17 protein-coding genes are annotated in these 19,101 nt (G+C 39.3%); 4 read left to right on the top strand and 13 right to left on the bottom strand.

Annotation, left to right across the window (positions count from 1 at the left end; translation table 11 throughout):
• Positions 1-27: 27 nt before the first annotated feature.
• The 7 genes from EWU22_RS04215 to rsmH form a co-directional block, all read right to left on the bottom strand.
• A complete protein-coding gene (locus EWU22_RS04215) occupies positions 28-1,299 on the bottom strand; it encodes a metal-dependent hydrolase family protein (RefSeq protein WP_130924548.1) in 1,272 nt (423 codons plus the stop codon).
• 120 nt (positions 1,300-1,419) lie between these two features.
• A complete protein-coding gene (locus tag EWU22_RS04210; RefSeq protein WP_130924547.1) occupies positions 1,420-2,661 on the bottom strand; it encodes a 3-phosphoshikimate 1-carboxyvinyltransferase in 1,242 nt (413 codons plus the stop codon).
• Between the two features lie 13 nt (positions 2,662-2,674).
• Entirely contained in the window at positions 2,675-3,886 is a 1,212-nt protein-coding gene (gene mraY / locus EWU22_RS04205; protein ID WP_109322109.1) for a phospho-N-acetylmuramoyl-pentapeptide-transferase, read from the bottom strand.
• A gap of 62 nt (positions 3,887-3,948) precedes the next feature.
• Positions 3,949-5,409, bottom strand: coding sequence for a UDP-N-acetylmuramoyl-L-alanyl-D-glutamate--2,6-diaminopimelate ligase (locus EWU22_RS04200; RefSeq protein WP_130924546.1), 1,461 nt, complete (start codon positions 5,407-5,409; stop codon positions 3,949-3,951).
• Between the two features lies 1 nt (position 5,410).
• Positions 5,411-7,540, bottom strand: coding sequence for a penicillin-binding protein (locus EWU22_RS04195; RefSeq protein ID WP_130924545.1), 2,130 nt, complete (start codon positions 7,538-7,540; stop codon positions 5,411-5,413).
• A 3-nt stretch (positions 7,541-7,543) separates the two neighbouring features.
• On the bottom strand, positions 7,544-7,933 hold the full coding sequence (locus EWU22_RS04190) for an FtsL-like putative cell division protein (protein WP_130924544.1): 390 nt from the start codon (positions 7,931-7,933) through the stop codon (positions 7,544-7,546).
• A gap of 1 nt (position 7,934) precedes the next feature.
• The gene (rsmH, locus tag EWU22_RS04185) at positions 7,935-8,849 is read right to left on the bottom strand and encodes a 16S rRNA (cytosine(1402)-N(4))-methyltransferase RsmH (protein ID WP_130924543.1); all 915 of its coding nucleotides are present in this window, start codon (positions 8,847-8,849) and stop codon (positions 7,935-7,937) included.
• 124 nt (positions 8,850-8,973) lie between these two features.
• On the opposite strand from rsmH, the gene EWU22_RS04180 reads away from it, so the two are divergent.
• The 3 genes from EWU22_RS04180 to nhaA are packed head-to-tail and all read left to right on the top strand — an operon-like array spanning position 8,974 to position 12,068.
• Positions 8,974-10,209, top strand: coding sequence for a peroxiredoxin family protein (locus tag EWU22_RS04180; protein WP_161566786.1), 1,236 nt, complete (start codon positions 8,974-8,976; stop codon positions 10,207-10,209).
• A complete protein-coding gene (locus EWU22_RS04175) occupies positions 10,209-10,916 on the top strand; it encodes a phosphatase PAP2 family protein (RefSeq protein ID WP_130924541.1) in 708 nt (235 codons plus the stop codon). The genes EWU22_RS04180 and EWU22_RS04175 overlap by 1 nt, the downstream gene beginning before the upstream one ends.
• Positions 10,917-10,934: 18 nt before the next feature.
• Complete coding sequence (nhaA, locus tag EWU22_RS04170) at positions 10,935-12,068, top strand: Na+/H+ antiporter NhaA (RefSeq protein WP_130924540.1); 1,134 nt, start codon at positions 10,935-10,937, stop codon at positions 12,066-12,068.
• Positions 12,069-12,159: 91 nt separating this feature from the next.
• Here the strand turns inward: nhaA and EWU22_RS04165 are convergent, their stop codons facing one another.
• Complete coding sequence (locus EWU22_RS04165; RefSeq protein WP_109322102.1) at positions 12,160-13,362, bottom strand: pyridoxal phosphate-dependent aminotransferase; 1,203 nt, start codon at positions 13,360-13,362, stop codon at positions 12,160-12,162.
• A gap of 110 nt (positions 13,363-13,472) precedes the next feature.
• Positions 13,473-15,302, bottom strand: coding sequence for an ABC transporter ATP-binding protein (locus tag EWU22_RS04160; RefSeq protein ID WP_130924539.1), 1,830 nt, complete (start codon positions 15,300-15,302; stop codon positions 13,473-13,475).
• A gap of 72 nt (positions 15,303-15,374) precedes the next feature.
• Between EWU22_RS04160 and EWU22_RS04155 the strand changes: the two genes are divergently transcribed.
• Positions 15,375-16,316, top strand: a complete 942-nt coding sequence (locus tag EWU22_RS04155) for a glycosyltransferase (RefSeq protein ID WP_130924538.1) — start codon at positions 15,375-15,377, stop codon at positions 16,314-16,316.
• Here the strand turns inward: EWU22_RS04155 and EWU22_RS04150 are convergent.
• The 4 genes from EWU22_RS04150 to EWU22_RS04135 are packed head-to-tail and all read right to left on the bottom strand — an operon-like array spanning position 16,313 to position 19,100.
• The gene (locus tag EWU22_RS04150; protein WP_231962710.1) at positions 16,313-17,206 is read right to left on the bottom strand and encodes a glycosyltransferase family 2 protein; all 894 of its coding nucleotides are present in this window, start codon (positions 17,204-17,206) and stop codon (positions 16,313-16,315) included. The genes EWU22_RS04155 and EWU22_RS04150 overlap by 4 nt on opposite strands.
• Positions 17,206-18,081, bottom strand: coding sequence for a glycosyltransferase family protein (locus tag EWU22_RS04145; RefSeq protein WP_130924537.1), 876 nt, complete (start codon positions 18,079-18,081; stop codon positions 17,206-17,208). Before EWU22_RS04145 ends, EWU22_RS04150 begins: the two co-directional genes overlap by 1 nt.
• 4 nt (positions 18,082-18,085) lie before the next feature.
• Entirely contained in the window at positions 18,086-18,577 is a 492-nt protein-coding gene (locus tag EWU22_RS04140; protein ID WP_130924536.1) for an NADH-quinone oxidoreductase subunit C, read from the bottom strand.
• A gap of 10 nt (positions 18,578-18,587) precedes the next feature.
• Positions 18,588-19,100: an NADH-quinone oxidoreductase subunit B gene (locus tag EWU22_RS04135; RefSeq protein WP_130924535.1), complete on the bottom strand. Its 513-nt coding sequence runs from the start codon at positions 19,098-19,100 to the stop codon at positions 18,588-18,590.
• Between the last annotated feature and the right edge of the window lies 1 nt (position 19,101).

Here is a 19,101-nt window from a genome sequence, read left to right as displayed (position 1 = left end):
CGAATAGCCAGCCCATGCTGGAAAATCTTATTCGTTTTTGTAAACTTTACCTTCTTTCATCACAAATTTCACTCGACTCATCGACTGGATGGTTTCCGCTGGATTTCCTTCTACGGCAATGATATCAGCCCATTTGCCTGGCTCGATTGAACCTAGCATATCACTTTGACCTAATAAATCAGCTGCATTAACGGTGGCAGACTGTATCGTTTCTAGTGCAGGCATGCCTGCTTCATGCATCAGCTCAAATTCTCGGGCATTTTTGCCATGGCCAAATACTCCTGCATCTGTTCCAAAGGCTATTTTAACGCCTGCTTTATACGCTTTACCAAAAGTAGATTGAATCATTGGACCAATGGCCAAAGCTTTTAAACGAACCACTTCTGGATAATAATTGGGAATTTTGGCTGAGTCAGCTGTTGATCTACCTGCAATAACTGTTGGCACATAATAAGTGCCATGCTTTTTCATCAATTCCATAATCTCCTCCGTCATATAGGTTCCATGTTCAATGGAGCTAACTCCTCCTAAAACAGCACGTTTAATTCCTTCTGCACCATGGGCGTGAGCTGCAACTTTAAATCCATAATCCTTAGCCGTTTGCACGATAGCCTGAACCTCCTCGACCGTAAACTGAGCACCCATACCATCCTTGGCATAGCTCAAAACCCCACCCGTTGAAGCAATTTTAATGACATCAGAACCTTCTTTATAACGTTGTCTAACTGCTTTGCGAGCATCATCTACACCATTGATAATGCCTTCTTCCGGCCCTAAATCTTTGGTATAATATTGGTTTACCCCATTAGTACCGTCCATATGCCCACCGGTAGTGGAAATAGCAACTCCGGCAGCAAAAATCCTTGGTCCTTCCACCAAACCACTATTGATGGCATTCCTTAAACTTATGCTGATCAGTCCTCCCAAATCACGAACAGTGGTAAATCCAGCCATTAGGTTTTTCTTTCCAAAAACTAGTGCCTGATAGGCTTGATCTCCTGGATTTTTCACAAAACGATCTAAATACGCATTGGGATTAGTCTCACTCCGCAAATGAACGTGCATGTCGATTAAGCCTGGCATCACGGTTCTATTTTTCAGATTAATTAGTATATCTCCCTTTTCAGGATTGATATAACCCGATGAAACACCGACAATCTTTTTCCCTTGAACTGTAATGGACATATTGGGTAAGACCTTCAATGTTTTCACATCAATTAAATTACCGCAATGAATGATGGTTTTTTGAGCTAAAATAGGCTGAACCGCCCACAATAGAATAAGTAGGATTTTTTTCATAGGATGTTGATTTAACAATTGCACCCTTGTCGAGCGTAGATTTGACAACCTTCCAAAGGTTGTCAAATCTAAGTGAAAATCAAGACATATCTACATACTACTGTAATAAATCCAATTTACTTATTCCTTAGAATCCAATATTTTATCGATATGAGACCAAAAACTTGGATATGATTTTGCCACTACACCTGGCTCATGAATAACAATTTCTGCTAATAAACCTAGCGGAGCAAAAGCCATGGCCATACGGTGATCATCGTAGGTTTCAAATTCAGGAACCGCTTGCTCATTTAATGTCAAGGAACCAGATAATTCGTATTTCAAACATGATTCTACCTCAACTAAATTTCCACCAATCTTCTTAAGTTCTTGTTGCAAAGCAAAAACACGATCCGTCTCTTTTACCTTCAATGACTCAATTCCTGTAAGTGTCAAATGGATATTTTTAGCTGTGGCTACCACACAAATGGTTTGAGCCAAATCTGGGCAATCCGTAAAATCCCAAGCTAAGCTTGATTTTGCTTCACATTTGGTCAGTAAAAACCCTCGACCTGTATACGTACTTTTAACCCCCATTTCAGCCATGATATACTGAATAGCGGAATCTCCTTGTAATGAATTCTCTTTTAAACCCAATAACTCTAAGGAAGCATCCTCATAAGGAGATAAAGCTACCATGGAATACCAATAACTGGCTCCAGACCAATCCGACTCCACTGCAAAGGGATTCACTTGATAACGTTGTGCTGGGATATTAATCACTGCCCTATTCCAATCTGCCTCGGCCTGAATACCAAAATGTTTCATTTGAGCCAAGGTCATTTCTACGTATGGTTTTGAACCTAAAGAACCCGTTATAGTTAATTCCAAACCTTCAGGCAACAAGGGTGCCAACATCAAAATAGCCGATATAAATTGAGAACTTACATCTCCACGAATGGACAAATTTCTATTCCCTGCAAAGGTAAAACCATTCAATTGCATGGGTGGATAACCCTCTTTATTCAGATAAGTGATATCTGCTCCTAAAGTTCTAAGCGCATCAACCAAAATACCAATAGGTCGTTCACACATTCGTGGCGTACCCGTCATTTTTTTCTTTTGTCCCTTAATGGCATAATAGGCCGTCAAAAAACGCATCGTTGTGCCTGCATCTAATACATCTGCTACCTCTCCATCTTCTGACAACAAGCGAATCATGGTTTGGGTATCTCTTGCTTCTGCCAAATTAGAGACGTTGGATAATGCTCCTCCTGCTAGAGCATTGATAATCAAAGCACGATTGCTTTCCGACTTAGAAGCCGGTAATGGTATAATTTCTTGAAAAGATTTGTTTCTTGGGAATAGGCGAATTTGACTCAAAACTTGGTAGCGCTTAGCGCAATTTTAAGGTGACAAGTGAAATAACTGCTAAAATAATGCCCACAATTAGAAAGCGGATAACAATTTTAGCCTCATGGTAATTTTTCTTTTGAAAATGGTGGTGCAAAGGTGACATCAAAAAGACCCTCCTGCCTTCTCCATACTTTCGTTTGGTATACTTAAAATAAGCCACTTGAATGATGACTGATAGGTTTTCTACCAAAAAGATTCCGCATAAAACGGGAATCAACATCTCTTTACGAATAACAATGGCCAGCGTGGCAATTACTCCACCCAACATTAAACTACCTGTATCTCCCATAAACACTTGGGCAGGATAGGCATTGTACCACAAAAATCCAATACAAGCTCCCACGAAAGCGGCACAAAAAATAGCCAGTTCTCCCGAATTAGGAATAAACATGACGTTCAAATATTGAGAAAATACTTTATTTCCTGATACATAGGCCAAAATAGCCAAAGTCAAACCGATTATTACCGAAGTACCCGCCGCTAATCCATCCAAACCATCCGTAATATTGGCTCCATTGGAAACGGCTGTGATGATAAATATAACTACCAAAACATACACCACCCATACATAATGGTCCGGTATAAAATCAGGCAAAAGCATGTTGTAGTCGAACTGGTTATTCTTCAAAAAAGGCACCGTTGTCATCAAAGATTTATGATCCGTGTATGTCTGTAAAGCTGTACCATCCGCTAAAACACTTACTTTAGAAAACAACCTAACTTTGATATGCTCATTGAAATACATGGTCAAACCAACGATGACCCCAAGGCCAATCTGACCCACTATTTTAAAACGACCAGATAGACCGTCTTTATTCTTTTTAAATACTTTGATATAATCATCTGCGAAACCCACAGCACCCAACCAAATAGCGGAGGTTAGTAACAATACGATATATACGTTAGTGATCTTAGCAAAAAGCAAGGTAGGTATAATCAATGATAAAAGGATAATAAATCCACCCATGGTAGGTGTTCCTTTCTTTTGCATTTGACCTTCCAAACCTAAATCACGTATTTCTTCTCCAATTTGAAGTCGTTGCAGGCGATAAATAACCGCTTTACCCCAGATGGCCGCAATTCCTAAGGAAGTGATGATAGCCATAAAAACGCGAAATGAAATATATTGAAATACCCCTGCTCCCGGAATGTTCCATTGCTTGTCTAGGTAATCAAAAAGGTAATACAACATATTCCTGAAATTTGGATTAGATATTAAAAACAAAAATGCAAAATTTTATAGCGATGTACAAATTAATTCAAAGCGTCAAAAGCTTCCTGAATGACCTGTTTATCATCAAAATCATATTTCACGCCTTGGATATCCTGATAGGTTTCATGCCCTTTTCCAGCTACTAAAATAATATCTCCAGCACCCGCCAATTGACGGATGGCATAAAATATCCCCTCTTTGCGATCAACTAACCTCGTCATTTTCACTTTATCTTCTCCACTCAATCCAGCCTCCATTTGATCCAAAATAAATTCAGGATCTTCTTTTCTGGGATTATCTGAAGTTAGGACAAATGCATCTGAATATTTAGCTGCTAATGCTGCCATAATAGGTCTTTTACCCGAATCGCGATTACCTCCACAACCTACTACCGTAATGATTTTTTGATTTTTAGATCGAATAGCTTGAATGGTTTTCAGCACATTTTCTAATGCATCTGGCGTATGAGCATAATCCACAATGGCCATTTTATGTTGACTCCCTGCCATTTGTTCAAATCTACCCGGGGCTGTTTTTAAGCTCGACAATTGAATCAAAACTTCCAGAGCATCCTCCCCTAAAATAATAGCAGTCGAATAAATGGCTAATAAATTATACGCATTGAATGTGCCAATCAATTGAGCATGCAAATGCTGCCCATTCATTTCCAATTGTAAGCCCGACAAACCATTGCTGATAATCTTGGCTTTAAAATCAGCTGCATTCAATAATCCATAAGTATATTTCTTGGCTTTGGTATTTTGCAACATCACCATGCCTCGCTTATCATCTACATTGGTCAGCGCAAAGGCAGAAGCCTGAAGGGCATCGAAAAAACCTTTTTTAGCGGCAATGTAAGCATCAAATGTCTCATGAAAATCTAAATGATCTCGAGTAATATTGGAGAATATGGCTCCACAAAATTGAACCCCAAAAATACGCTTTTGAACAACTGCATGAGAGCTTACCTCCATGAACACATGGCTACAACCCTCCTTCTTCATCTCTCTCAATAATGCTTGTAAGCTTAACGCGTCTGGTGTGGTATGTGTAGCAGGAATAACCCGATCTTCAATCTTATTTTGAACTGTAGAAATCAAACCACAGCGGTGACCTAATTTTCTAAATAGCTCAAATAACAAGGTGACAGAGGTCGTTTTTCCGTTAGTTCCTGTAATTCCTACTAATTTCAACTCTTTGGAAGGATGTCCATAAAATTCTGCTGCAGCTAAAGCCAGCGCTTCATTACTATCCTTCACTTGGACACAAATCACGTCGAAAGGAATATCTTTGGGTAATTGCTCTACTACCCAAGCTCTACATCCTTGAGCATATACTTGTGGCAAAAATTGATGTCCATCCACTTGGGTTCCACGCATGGCAAAAAACAAAGCACCTTCCTTTGCTTTTCTTGAATCAAAACACAACATCTCAACCGATTGATCTTGACCTGTTATTTGTACAACAGGTATCGATTGAAATAGGGTCTGAACAGATGCCATATTACTGTAGTTGAATTTGTAATAAAAGATTTTTTCGGGTTGGACTGCCTGGAGGAATGGATTGACTCACCACTGTTCCTAAGCCATTGGCCTTTACTTTGAGTCCTCTATTTTCTAAGGTAAATAAAGCGTCCCTTAAATTCATCCCTACCACATTGGGTACCGTCTTGGCAGGAAAACTCAAAGGTGTATTTTGAACCAATTGTTTATCCATTTTAAACTGAAGCCAACTTCCATCTTCTTCCACTTTAGGTAAACCAAAATTGGAATACAAGATAGTCTGATCCATGGGATGTACTGTATGAGACAGAGACGCTTTGTTTAAAGAATCAGGTAAGGTCCCCGTTAACTTTCGGTGAAGCTTCATGTCCCTTAAGTAAATATTATCTGAAATTTCCTTAAATACGGGTGCCGTTACTTGTCTGGCATAAGTAGCTTCAGCATGTCCTTGAGGATTATCGATTGATACTAAAATGGTGTACTTAGGTTTTTTCACTGGAAAGTACCCAATAAACGAAGTATAGTATTTCCCTGGAATATAGCGCCCATTAATAATTCGCTGAGCTGTACCTGTTTTCCCCGCTATTCCATAGCTTGTTCCTTTGATATTATTGGCTGTCCCTTTGGTTACAACCCCTTCAAGCATCGTTTTAATTTTTTCTAAGGTCTTAGGGGAACATAAAGGAGCTTGATCTCTTAGCTGCTTAGCCCGATAATCAATCACCACCTCATCAGCTCGTGTAGCTTTACTGACAATAATAGGCTGAACCCAATAACCATTATTCGCAATCGCATTATAAAATGAAATCAATTGCAATGGAGAGTATTGCGTTGAATATCCCACGGAAGACCAAAGCAACTGAAAAGCATCCCATTTGGCAGGAACAGGGAAATTAGGCCTCGGGTTGGGTTGGATTTGAAAATGCAATGATTCAATTAAATGGTACTTTTTCAGATAATCATAAAATTTAGCAGGCTTAGATGCAAAGACCTTTTTCATAAGCACCATGGTTCCTACATTGGAAGAGCTTTCGATAACTTGAGCTACCGAAATGGTCCCCATAGGGTGGGAGTCAGACATAGTCCCATTGTAATGGTGATACTTACCATTTCCTGTTGATACAGGCATATCCAATGGCAAATCAGCCTCCTCAAGCATGGCCATCATGGAAGGTAATTTAAATACGGACCCTGGGTCTCTAGCCTCTCGAATCGCATAATTAAAGCTCTCTGAATATCCAGTTGGAGAATTTGCATTTTTAGACAAATTGGAAATGGCTTTGATTTCTCCAGTAGCTGTTTCCATCACAATAACCACTCCGTAATCGCCCTCATAGGTTGTCATGGCTTTCATCAAAGCCGACTCTACAATATCTTGAATGTTAATATCTAAAGTGGTATAAATATCTAGGCCAGGCTTAGGAACAGACTCTTCTCCTCCTTCTACTGGTCTCCAAGTATTTTTATCCATTTTCTCAAATAATCCCTTCCCAGGAGTCCCCTTTAATTCTGAATTGAAACTCCCTTCGATACCTACGGCTACCTTATCTTTCAAATATCCAACAGTACGATAAGCCATCTGTCCAAAAGGAGCATAGCGAACATTCACTTTATCGAATACAATCCCCGTCTTGGTAGCTTCCCCTAAATTGAATAGAGGAAATTTGGCTACCTTTTTCCGTTCCTGAAAATCCAGCAATCGATTGTTTAGCAATAAATAATTTTTGCCGTTCTTCTTCGCCGAAACTATTTTATTCTTGTATTCTTCCGCTGAATGATCTTGGAAAAAATCAGCTAATGCATTGGCTAATTCATCAATATGTTCCTTAAACTTTTTTTCTGAAGTAGCATTTCGATTATATACGGAAGGGTCCAAACCCAATCTATATTTGGGCAAAGAAGTTGCTAATAAACTACCATCATCCGAATAAATATTCCCACGAGTAGCGTCTACGCTTCTTTCTTTGATGTAGGTATTAAACACATCATTGCGTAGAGTTTCTCCGTTGATAAAAACTATTTTATATAAGTTCACCACCAAGACAACAAACAACAAAATCACCACGATAAAAAAGGCGATGAATCGCTTGGTGATAATCTCTCGTATGTTTTGTCTTTTTACCTTTGCCATACGCTAGTCGTTGTTTTTAGCTTCTTTAGATTGATCAAAAACGACTTTAGTAGGCGGAGTTAAACTTAATTCCAAGGCATATTTCTTCATGGCTACGGCCAAATAGCTTTGCTTTCCAATCTTCATGAATTCGGCTTTTTGTGTCGTATAATCCGCTCGAATCTCTTCCAATTCTGCTTTGGTTTTAGCTATTTGATGAATTTTCCCATCGGCCAACATCGAATAATAAATATATACAATGATTAAAAATGCAATGAAAGCGATTCTTTTTACCAACTTAAAAGGCAACTCGCCCCCTGTTAAGGGATCCATATTGAACAAAAGATCCAATATCCCTTCTTGAGGAACGGAAGTTTTTGGAGCTTGTTCAGTATCAGACACTTGTTTCGCCATATTAAATTTTAGCTGCGATTCTCAATTTTGCACTTCGTGACCGTGGATTTCTTTTTAACTCTTCTTCGGAGGCCGTAATAGGTTTACGGATAATTGACTCTAGGGGTTTATGAACTACCCCAAACAAATCTTTATCTTCCTTACCTTGACAATCCCCTGTACGAATGAAATTTTTCACCAAGCGATCTTCCAAAGAATGAAAGGATAATACCACCAATCTGCCTTCAGGAGCTAATAAATTAGCCGCTTGATCTAAAAACTCTTCTATAACTGCTAATTCTTGATTTACTTCAATACGCACCGCTTGAAACGCTTGAGCAAAGTACTTAAACTCGCGAGATCTTGGAGCTAATTTAGCCAATATTTCTTTGAATTCCGATGTCGTTTTTAGGGCTTTTTGCGTTCTGGCTTGGACTACTGCTTGAGCCAAAGTACGCGCATTTTTGATCTCCCCATACATCCCAAAAATCTTTTGCAGATTCTCAGCCGAATATGAATTTAGAACTTCTGCAGCATCAGTAGATGCAGAAGGTCCCATCCGCATATCCAAAGGGCCATCAAAACGAGTTGAAAAACCACGCTCTGCTGCGTCCAACTGAAAAGATGACACTCCAAAATCAGCCATGATTCCATCTACCTGTTTGATCCCGTGTATCCGTAAATATTTCTGAATATGCCGAAAATTGGCTGTAATCAATTCCAAGCGATCATCGTCAATTTTTTCAGCTTGTCGCCATGCATCAGGATCTTGATCAAAGGCAAATAAACGCCCATCTGGACCTAATTTTTCCAAAATCGCACGAGAATGACCTCCTCCTCCAAAAGTAACATCTACATAAATGCCAGCTGGCTTAATGGCTAATCCATCAACGCATTCATGCAATAAAACGGAGGTATGGTATGGGTTCTCGATCATAGGGTCTATTCAAAACAAAATTACAAATTATCCTGCGGTCATTTCAGCAATTTTCGAAATTGTCGGCATTTTTTTTAAAGCCGCCTTGCTTTGTCCTATCTTTGCGAACAAGCATTTAATTAACATGACTAAACGACATTTATTTTTAGGGTTCATTGCTTTCTTTTTGACTGCCAATGTAATTGCCCAAACGAGTAAAAACCTACAATTAGGCCCTTGGAGAGCAGAGCTTCGTTCTCAAGGAGGTGGACTTCCAGTTAACCTTAGTGTTGCTCCAGGCAAAAAGAAAGATACTTATTTAATTAAAGTCATTAATGGCTCAGAAAGTTTTCATTTAGGCGAATCCTATTTTCGAGGCGATTCTTTGGTAATACCATTTGACCTATATGATTCAGAAATTGTAGCACATGTAGATGGCTCAAAAAAAATGTCAGGCTATTGGATCAAAAAAAGAAATGGGAAATTTGTTAACCAACTACCCTTTTCAGCTCAATATGGATCCAAAGAAAGATTCACAGCATTAAAACCGCCAACAGTCAATGTCAGTGGAACTTGGGACGTGGATATTTCTGTCAATGATAAGCATACTCCCAGCGTTGGTATTTTCAAACAAGTTGGGAATAAAGTAACGGGTTCTATTTTACAAACCTCAGGTGATTATCGCTTTTTACAAGGAAATGTGTCTGGCGACAGCCTATTGGTGAGTTATTTTGATGGAAGCTTTGTCCTGCTTTTCAAAACCAAAGTAACGGCTAAAGAAATCCAAGGAACCTTGTTTTCTGGTTTTGCTACCAAGAAAGAGTTTAAGGGGCGCTTAGATCCGAAGGCAAGCTTACCTGACTTGAAAAAATTAACTTTCTTAAAACCTGGATACGATCGTTTAAATTTCAGCTTACCTACTCCTAAAGGGGAAACAATTAGCCTGCAAGATGAGCGCTTCAAAGATAAAGTGGTCATCGTAGAAATCATGGGGTCTTGGTGCCCGAATTGTATTGATGAAGCCCGTTTTTTAGCTCCATTTTATGCTAAAAACAAAGCAAAAGGGGTGGAAGTCATTGGCGTTTCTTTCGAATACTCCCCGGATATGGCAGTTTCTGGTCCTAAAATTGAAAATTTCAAAAAGAAAATAGGCATCGAATATCCTTTAGTTTTTGGGGGCGTTCCCAATGATGACACCATAGCTCAAGTTTTCCCTATGTTGAATAAATTCTACGGCTATCCAACCACTTTCGTCATCGATAAAAAAGGAAAAGTAAGAGAAATTCACACGGGCTTCTCAGGACCAGGAACAGGTTTATACTATACGGATTGGGTTCAAGAATTTGAAAAAACTATCCAAAACCTATTAAAAGAAAAATAATGCCGTCTTACAAATATTGGGCTCTGGTTTGCTTGCTGATTCTAGGAATAAATGAATCATACGGACAAGAAAAAAAAAGTACTAAGCTGAAGCCCTGGATAGCTCCTCTAAGTTTAGGGATTGGGGGATTGGTTTTTTACAACCAAAGTGCTCGAGATAAACAGCTTACTTGGCATCAAGAGAACTACCCCAACTTTCAGACTTCGGCAGATGATTTTTTACAATATAGCCCAACTTTGATTCAAATCGGTGCCCGATTATTAGGTGCTAATGCAGTACATAAAACCAAGGATCAGTTAGGCTTATTTCTTTTAGGAACAGGTATTTATGCCATTAGCACTCAAGGCTTGAAGCGCATTGTTAATGAAACACGCCCCAACGGCACCGAACATTCCTTCCCTTCTGGTCACACCGCCACAGCATTTTTTGGAGCGACCGTTTTGGCAAAAGAACTGGGCAAGGATTATCCTTGGTTAGCTGTTACAGGATATACTTTAGCTGCAGGAACGGGTTACTTACGACTAGCTAACCATGAACATTGGGTAAGTGACGTCTTAGTAGGAGCTGGAATTGGAATCGCTTCGGCAGAATTAGCCTATTGTATTTATCCTAAATTGAAACAGCATTTTTCCCAAAAGCAAGCCTTTCAATGGGAACCAAGAATTGCTCCCAATTATTATGCAGCTAGCTTTAGTTACCATTTCTAAAATTCTTTCACCCATTCTATGAAGACTAGTAAATTGTTCAAAGAGTTTTTTGAAAGTGAAAAATCAAGTGGTATCATTCTGATTTTTTGTACCCTTCTATCTCTCTATATCACCAACTCTGAATGGGGAAATGCATACCATCACCTATGGAGAAGCGAAATTTTAGGCCATGCTTTAGAACATTGGATCAATGATGGATTAATGACCATCTTTTTCCTATTGGTGGGTTTAGAATTAGAAAGAGAAATTTACATTGGCGAACTTTCCAGAATCAAGGAAGCCTCTTTCCCTATCATAGGGGCATTAGGAGGCATGGTTGTTCCTGTCATTATCTATACTATTTTCAATTATGGCACGAGCACCATTTCTGGAAGTGCCATTCCTATGTCGACCGATATCGCATTTGCTTTAGGAATCTTGTCCCTTTTAGGAAATAAAGTGCCCTTATCGCTTAAGATTTTTTTAACCGCTTTGGCAGTAATTGACGACCTAGGGGCTATAGTCATCATTGGAACATTTTATTCTAGTGGCTTAGACTGGACCAATTTATTTTTATCATTAGGCACATTCGCTTTGTTAGGTGGACTGAATTTTGCTAAAGTCCGCTCCATACCCTTGTATCTAATTGGAGGTGTAGCCATGTGGTATTTTATGGGAAAATCTGGTGTCCACCCTACTATTACGGGGGTATTATTAGCATTTGCCATTCCATTTGATCAGGGGGACCAACAATCCATATCTACTAAAATTCAGCACTTTTTACATAAGCCAGTCAGCTTCGGAATATTACCCATATTTGCCTTGGCTAACACTGCTATCATCCTAAATACGGATACCACTAGCAAACTACTTGAAACATACAGTTTGGGCATATTCACTGGACTGAGTCTAGGTAAGCCCATTGGTATATTCTTATTTTGTTTTATTGCTTCCAGCTTGGGTATCAGTAAAATACCCAAAGATTTATCATGGGCATCCATTGTTGGCGTAGGATTTTTGGGAGGAATTGGATTTACCATGTCTATTTTCATCACCAACTTATCATTCAATCAAGAATCCATTGTAGACGTCTCTAAGTTCAGCATTTTATTAGCCTCCTTGGTTTCTGCCATTATTGGATTTAGTATGCTAAGCAAGACCTTGAAAAAGTAATAGTCTGAAACCTAAACAAGTATAATCACTAGGCATAAAAAAAGGTTAGCTGAATGAACAGCTAACCTTTTTTATATATATTAAAATTCGTTTATTTCAATTTAGCAACCGCATTTTTAATACGCTCGCAAGCTTCTTCTAATTGCTCATCAGCAGCTGCGGTAGAAATACGCATACAATTAGGAGCTCCAAAACCAGAACCTGCTACAGTGGCTACATAAGCTTCTTGTAACAACCAGTTACAGAAATCATCCGAATCATTGATGGTCGTTTTTCCATCAGATTTACCATAGAAATAAGAAATATCAGGGAATGCATAAAATGCACCATCTGGCATATTCACTTTAAATCCTTCGATCTCACGTAATTTACCTACTACCAATTTACGACGGCGGTCATAAGCGGCTTTCATTTCATAAGCATGATCCAAGGTTCCGTTAAATGCTGCAACGGCTGCTTTTTGAGCGATGGAGTTCGTACCTGATGTTACTTGACCTTGTAATTTCTCTACACCATCAGCAATCCATTTGGCTGCAGCAATGAATCCAATTCTCCAACCAGTCATGGCATGACCTTTAGCAACACCATTTACTGTGATAACACGGTCTTTAATCTCAGGAATTGAACCAATTGAAAAATGACCTCCTTGAGTAAAATTGATGTACTCATATATTTCATCTGCCAAAACAAAGATGCGCTCATGACGAGCTACAACATTGGCAATATCACGTAATTCTGATTCTGTGTAAACAGAACCTGTAGGATTATTTGGCGATGCAAACATCACCATTTTAGTCTTAGGTGTAATTGCCGCTTCAAATTGCTCAGCTGTTACTTTGAAATTATTCTCAAAAGAACCTTGAACAATCACGGAAGTACCTTCAGCTAATTTGACCATTTCTGAATAAGAAACCCAGTAAGGAGAGAAAATGATTACCTCATCACCTGGATCGATTAATGCAGCAATGGCATTAGCTAGTGAATGCTTAGCTCCTGTAGAAACAACAATGTTTTCAGAAGCCCACTCTAATCCATTATCACGTTTCAATTTGTTGGCAATTGCCATACGCAAATCTGGATAACCTGCTACCGGAGAATATCCGTGAAAACCATCATCGATGGCCTTCTTTGCTGCTTCACAGATGTGAGCTGGAGTTTTAAAATCTGGCTCTCCAACCGATAAACTTATTACTTTATGACCTTGGGCGGCTAATTCACGAGCTTTTTTAGTCATTCCTAAAGTGGAAGACTCTTCTAAAGCTTGAATTCGTTGTGCTAATAATGATGATGACATAGTAGATAATCAAAGCTAATTTACAATTCGAACGCAAAATTACCCTTTTCTAAATGGAATAACTAATCATTTCTTGATAAATCGATTCGTGTATCTATCAAATGGTCTGATTATTTGGAATGACTTAATTTAGCATAAAGTCCCTTCGAATCACGCATTAATTCCTCATGCGTTCCCCTTTCCATAATCTTTCCTTTTTGTACGACCAATATCTGATCCGCATGCTGTATGGTACTTAAACGATGAGCGATTACCAACACCGTTCTATTCTTCATCAGATTCGTTAAAGCTGCCTGAACTAATTTCTCCGATTCATTGTCTAGCGCACTAGTTGCTTCATCTAAAATCAAAATAGGTGGATTTTTCAATACAGCTCTCGCAATGGATATTCGCTGACGTTGCCCACCAGACAATTTTGAACCTCGGTCCCCAATATAAGCCTGATATCCCTCCGGATTGGCCATAATAAAATCATGTGCATTGGCGATTTTAGCAGCTTCTTCTACTTCTTCTTGACTAGCTTCCGTACCAAAGGCAATGTTGTTGAATATAGTGTCATTAAACAAAACTGATTCTTGAGTTACGATACCCATCAAGGAGCGCAAATCTTCTAGAGGCACTTGCTTAATTGGCACATCATCAATCAAAATTTGACCTGAATTAGGATCATAAAAACGGGGCAACAAATCCGCTAAAGTGGATTTACCACCACCTGACGGCCCAACCAAAGCGATGGTCTTCCCTTTTGGAATCTCAAAACTGACTTGATCTAATACCAATTTATCCTTTTGATAAGCAAAATTCACCTGATCAAAAACGATGGTATGAACCAATTCTTTCTTTGGAATAATTGGCTCCTCTGCTACAATACTAGGCTGGGTATCTAAGATTTCTATAATCCGGTCAGCACTTGCCACTCCGCGTTGAATACCACTGAATGCATCTGCTATTGCCTTGGCAGGTCGCATTACCTGTGAAAAAGTTGCTATAAAAGCAATGAAGGTAGACGCACTTAATTCTCCATCTCCAGAAATCACTAATGTTCCTCCATACAACAATATTCCTGTAACCACCAATACTCCCAAACTTTCCGAGACAGGTGAAGTCAATTCTTGTCTGAATACCATCTTCAACAAGGAATGTCGGTATTTCCCATTTTCTTGCTGAAATCGTTGATCCATCATTGGCTCTGCTCGAAATGCCTTCACCACACGCATGGCTCCAAAAGTCTCGTCCAATAAGCTAATCAAGCCACTTAAATGCTGCTGCACTTCTCCAGCTGCACGACGTAATCTTCGAGTAATGGTAGCAATAACTCCTCCTGAAAGGGGAAGTATCATAAGAGAGAATAAAGTCAATTTGCCAGACATACTAGCTAAAAAGACAAAAAACAAGACTAAAGAAAAAATCTCTTTGAAAGTAGCGGTAAAGGCCCTGCCGATACTATTTTCCACCTCCTGTACGTCCGTGGTCAAGCGAGACATCAAATTCCCCTTCTTGCGCTCACTGAAATAACTCAAATCCAAACGAATAGCTTGTTCGAATACGGCTTGCCTCAATGAAGCAATGGTGTCAGCCTCCACCGTTTTTAATACTCGCTGTGAAAAATAACGAAAGATATTAGACAAAATCACGGAAATCATGATTGCTCCACAGGCATACTGCAAAGCGCCAATTCTACCGTATTGCTCTAATGCACCATAGAAATAATGATTAAAAGCAAAAGAAAAATAATTGGGAGAAAAGCTGAATTCAGGAAGATTTCGGTATAATTCAATGTTAGATGTTGCAGCCTGATTGAAAAGCACATTCAATAGTGGAATCAACAAAGTGAAATTTAAGATTCCAAATAAGCTCGCCAATAATGAAAATCCGAAATAAGGAAATATATACTTCCGAATGGAAACGGCGTAGCTAAGTAGTCGGAGATAGGTTTTCAATGAGAATCTTTCTTAAATTTAGGCCAAATTACTACAATTTTAATAAACTACTTTAGAATTTATACCCTTTCAATGCCCTCAATACAGAATAACAAACGGAATCCTCCCTTAATTTCAATCGTCATGGCTTGTTACCAGGGAGAGAAATTTGTGGAAGAACAAATTCTCAGCCACTTAAACCAAGATTATCCACATCTTGAGTTTGTCTATTTGGATGATGCTTCCACCGATACTACTTGGTCCATTCTTCAAAAAATGGCACAACAAGATGCGAGAATTAAACTCTACCAAAACGAGAAAAATTTAGGCTATGTAGGAAGTTTTGAAAAAGCAATTCAATTAGCTCAAGGTGAATGGATTGCCCTATCCGACCAAGATGATATTTGGGAAAAACAAAAATTAAGTCGCTTATACCAATCCTTCGGGGCACATTCGCTGATTTATGCTGATTCTCAACTCATTGACGACAATGGACATGAGCTTCCTCAAAGAATGTCTGACCTAAAAAATCAAATTCCCTATACCTCTCCTCTCATGTACACGTTTGGTGCTTGGGCCCCAGGTCATAGTATGTTGTTTCAAAAATCCATATTGAAACATGCTTTTCCTTTTCCAAGATTTGTTTCCCACGACTACTACATTGGCTTTCTTGCAACCTGCTTTCAAGGGGTTACTTATTTGCCCGAAGTTTTGGTGCATTACCGTCAACATGATCAAAATGCCATAGGGGCCAACTTAAAAAAAGCACCCAAACATTATACAACTAGAAAACAACGAGACCTACGTATACAGCAGCGCGTTCAACTCTTGGCTGAACTTTGTCCCCCTGAAAAAATCCTGGAAAAAAAGTTACTTCGGCAATTAGCACATGATTTTAGTTCCTCTGGAATCTTCCATAGAATCAGGAGAACTTGCCTAGTCATGAAATACCGTGATGCGATGTTGGCCTATAAGAAAAAAGGGGCCTTGAGTAAATGGCTATATCCATTTAAACTACTTTTCACTATTTACTAAGCTTTAAAATGTAGGCTTAGTCGATAATACCAATTTTTGAGATGTACCCAAAAAGGGATTATTCGCTTTTTGAGAGGACCTGTAAAAGGCTTTCCCCTTTGTAAATAGTATTTGGAGAAAGTCCCAGAACTCATACCCCAAGTACGTATAAATTGATAGTACCCTTTATTTTGCTTGACCCTTTTGACGGAAATAGAACCAAAATGATACACACGACTACGTGCTACACCTTTAAATAAGCGAACACCTGCCTGCCATAATTTCATGGAAAAATCTGGATCTGAATACATGCCAGGAGAAAACTCCACGCTATAACCTCCTACCTGATCCCAAAGATCTTTATGTACTACATTGGGCGGCCAAGTACTCCCCTGCCAATCCTCTTTCTCCCAAGTATTCCATTCTTTCAATAATCGCTCTTCCTCAAAAGTCTCTAAATTATAGCCATAAGCCTGTTCAATGGAACAATTACTTTGAGCTCTTGGCTCAATCATGGTAGCAGAAATAAAGAAATAATTATCTGGACAAGCCAACACTTCCTCTTGTAAAATCCCATCCCAATTGGGTAATACATACATGTCGTCATTGAGATACAATAAATAATCCGCCGTAGCCAAGCTACGCATTGCATTCATGGCATAACAAACCCCCACATTTTCTTCACTGTGGGAATAAGCGATATCCCCTTGTTCTTTTATCCATTCCAAAGAACCATCTGTCCCTTCATTGAGATGTACCACCAACTGATAGGAAGTAGTAGAATGTTGGCGTATACTTCTGATACAATTTTGAAGAAATGCCAAATTATTCCATGTAGGAATCAGGATAGAAAAAAAGGGCTTGCTCTCCGAAACTTGCTGTGGGAAATAGGAAATTTTCTCTTCCATCATTAGATCATTCGGTAGTTTTTATACTCTCCTATGCGCCTACCTGTCCAATCTTCTATTTGCTGTAATACTTTTCTTCTGAGACTCATACGTTTTCTCAGTTCCTTAGAGTCCACTTGAAATGGCCAATTCTGCTGTGCTACTCTTGCCTGCATGACCCGGGGATGTGTCCCTTCAAAAAGTGTCAAACGCTCCGCATTTCCATAATCAAACTGATAATCCTGCGGAACATTCGCTTCCAGCCAAGCGTCGTCATGGTAAAATTGTGTAAAGTTTCTCACTTTATTATTGAGCCCTTGAGGAGGCTTAACCCATCCATAATGGAAAATATGAGCAGGAATCAGCTTAACCTGAATCTTTCTTCCCGCTTTTCTAAATCCTTGTGCGTCCTTGTAAGAGTGTACATTAGGATGAAATTTTACCACTCTAATTTCCCGACGATACCATCTCCGCGACACCGCCACGTGATTGTAAGACCCATAAAAATGACGGTAATGAAACAATAACCCTTCCACAGCCGAATCTGACAAATACTGCTGCATGGATTGCTTAATGATGGGCAAATCATTTTCATGGACACATTCATCTCCTTGAATATAAAAAGCCCAATCTGTATCGGGTGAAATGGCTGCGTATGCTTTGTCTGTTTCTAAAGCAAAGGTGCGACCACCTTCTCGCTGCGTGTCATCCCAAACCGTTTCTACAATTTTAATTTTTTCAGAAGGTATCGCTTGAATCAATGCCAAGGTATCATCTTCCGACTGGCCAACAGCTACCACAAATTCATCGCAAATTGGCAAAATGGAAGTTATTGCCTCTACAATGGCGTAATCATTTTTGATTGCATTCCGAATGAAAGTAAAGCCTGCTATTTTCATTCGACTAATATTTTACTTGAATCCCGTGATAGGTATCAGGTTCTTCATAATCTTTTCTCAAAGGATGTCCACTCCAATCTTCTGGCAATAAGATTCTTCTTAAATCAGGGTGGCCAGTAAATTTCACACCTACCAAATCAAAAGCCTCTCTTTCATGCCAATCGGCTGTTTTCCAAATGTGAGAAACCGTTGGCACCTCAGGTAAAGATCCATTAGGCAATTCACGTGGCACGACCACTCGAAGATGAAATGTCAAATGATTGGGAATGGAATACAAGGTATATATCAATTCCAAATCACCTTTCTCGGGACCATTATCGATGGCCGTCAAACAAGACAATGAATCAAAATATGCCTCAGGACTTCTCCATAACAAATCACAAACAGCTACTAAATCTTCTACTTCTAATGTAATACGTGCATTTGCTTCATCCCAATGTAGGCTTTTGCCTAAATTTTGCTCTATCAATTCCTTTATGTGTAGCACCGTATTCATCTGAGTCTTTTTATGCTATGGCTTCCAAAATACGAGCAGGAACGACCAAACTTTCCTTTTGAATTTTCTCCTGCAATTTAATAATCCCTCCCAATAAGGCTTCTGGCCTAGGCGGACAGCCTGGTACATACACATCCACGGGAATAATTCGATCCACTCCTTTCACTACGTGATATCCATGATCCCAATAGGGACCACCACAGTTAGAACAAGAACCCATAGATATCACATACCTCGGCTCAGGCATTTGCTCATACAAACGACGAATCCGATCTGCCATTTTGAAAGTAACCGTTCCAGCCACGATCATGACATCCGACTGACGAGGGGAAGGACGAGGAAATACTCCAAAACGATCCAAATCATATCCTGAGGCAAATGCCTGCATCATTTCGATCGCACAGCAAGCTAAACCAAAGCTCATAGGCCACAAAGAACTCGCTCGAGCCCAGTTGAGCAAATCCTCTACTTGGCTAATGACAAATCCTTCCGACTGAAACTGTTGATCTAATAAGCTTTTCATA

The organism is Aquirufa nivalisilvae (assembly GCF_004307455.1).
In the GTDB taxonomy this organism is placed as follows: domain Bacteria; phylum Bacteroidota; class Bacteroidia; order Cytophagales; family Spirosomataceae; genus Aquirufa; species Aquirufa nivalisilvae.
Note: the sequence above shows the minus strand (reverse complement) of the source record. Positions and strands in the feature narration are given on the sequence as shown.

What these genes read in the sequence shown, in the direction of transcription:
- mraY (WP_109322109.1), bottom strand. Translation starts at nt 3,886, where the DNA reads ATGTTGTATTACCTTTTTGATTACCTAGACAAGCAATGGAACATTCCG.
- EWU22_RS04145 (WP_130924537.1), bottom strand. Translation starts at nt 18,081, where the DNA reads ATGAAAATAGCAGGCTTTACTTTCATTCGGAATGCAATCAAAAATGAT.
- EWU22_RS04155 (WP_130924538.1), top strand. Translation starts at nt 15,375, where the DNA reads ATGCCCTCAATACAGAATAACAAACGGAATCCTCCCTTAATTTCAATC.
- EWU22_RS04195 (WP_130924545.1), bottom strand. Translation starts at nt 7,540, where the DNA reads ATGGCAAAGGTAAAAAGACAAAACATACGAGAGATTATCACCAAGCGA.
- EWU22_RS04215 (WP_130924548.1), bottom strand. Translation starts at nt 1,299, where the DNA reads ATGAAAAAAATCCTACTTATTCTATTGTGGGCGGTTCAGCCTATTTTA.
- EWU22_RS04135 (WP_130924535.1), bottom strand. Translation starts at nt 19,100, where the DNA reads ATGAAAAGCTTATTAGATCAACAGTTTCAGTCGGAAGGATTTGTCATT.
- EWU22_RS04165 (WP_109322102.1), bottom strand. Translation starts at nt 13,362, where the DNA reads ATGTCATCATCATTATTAGCACAACGAATTCAAGCTTTAGAAGAGTCT.
- EWU22_RS04140 (WP_130924536.1), bottom strand. Translation starts at nt 18,577, where the DNA reads ATGAATACGGTGCTACACATAAAGGAATTGATAGAGCAAAATTTAGGC.
- EWU22_RS04180 (WP_161566786.1), top strand. Translation starts at nt 8,974, where the DNA reads ATGACTAAACGACATTTATTTTTAGGGTTCATTGCTTTCTTTTTGACT.
- EWU22_RS04190 (WP_130924544.1), bottom strand. Translation starts at nt 7,933, where the DNA reads ATGGCGAAACAAGTGTCTGATACTGAACAAGCTCCAAAAACTTCCGTT.
- EWU22_RS04200 (WP_130924546.1), bottom strand. Translation starts at nt 5,409, where the DNA reads ATGGCATCTGTTCAGACCCTATTTCAATCGATACCTGTTGTACAAATA.
- EWU22_RS04175 (WP_130924541.1), top strand. Translation starts at nt 10,209, where the DNA reads ATGCCGTCTTACAAATATTGGGCTCTGGTTTGCTTGCTGATTCTAGGA.
- rsmH (WP_130924543.1), bottom strand. Translation starts at nt 8,849, where the DNA reads ATGATCGAGAACCCATACCATACCTCCGTTTTATTGCATGAATGCGTT.
- EWU22_RS04150 (WP_231962710.1), bottom strand. Translation starts at nt 17,206, where the DNA reads ATGATGGAAGAGAAAATTTCCTATTTCCCACAGCAAGTTTCGGAGAGC.
- nhaA (WP_130924540.1), top strand. Translation starts at nt 10,935, where the DNA reads ATGAAGACTAGTAAATTGTTCAAAGAGTTTTTTGAAAGTGAAAAATCA.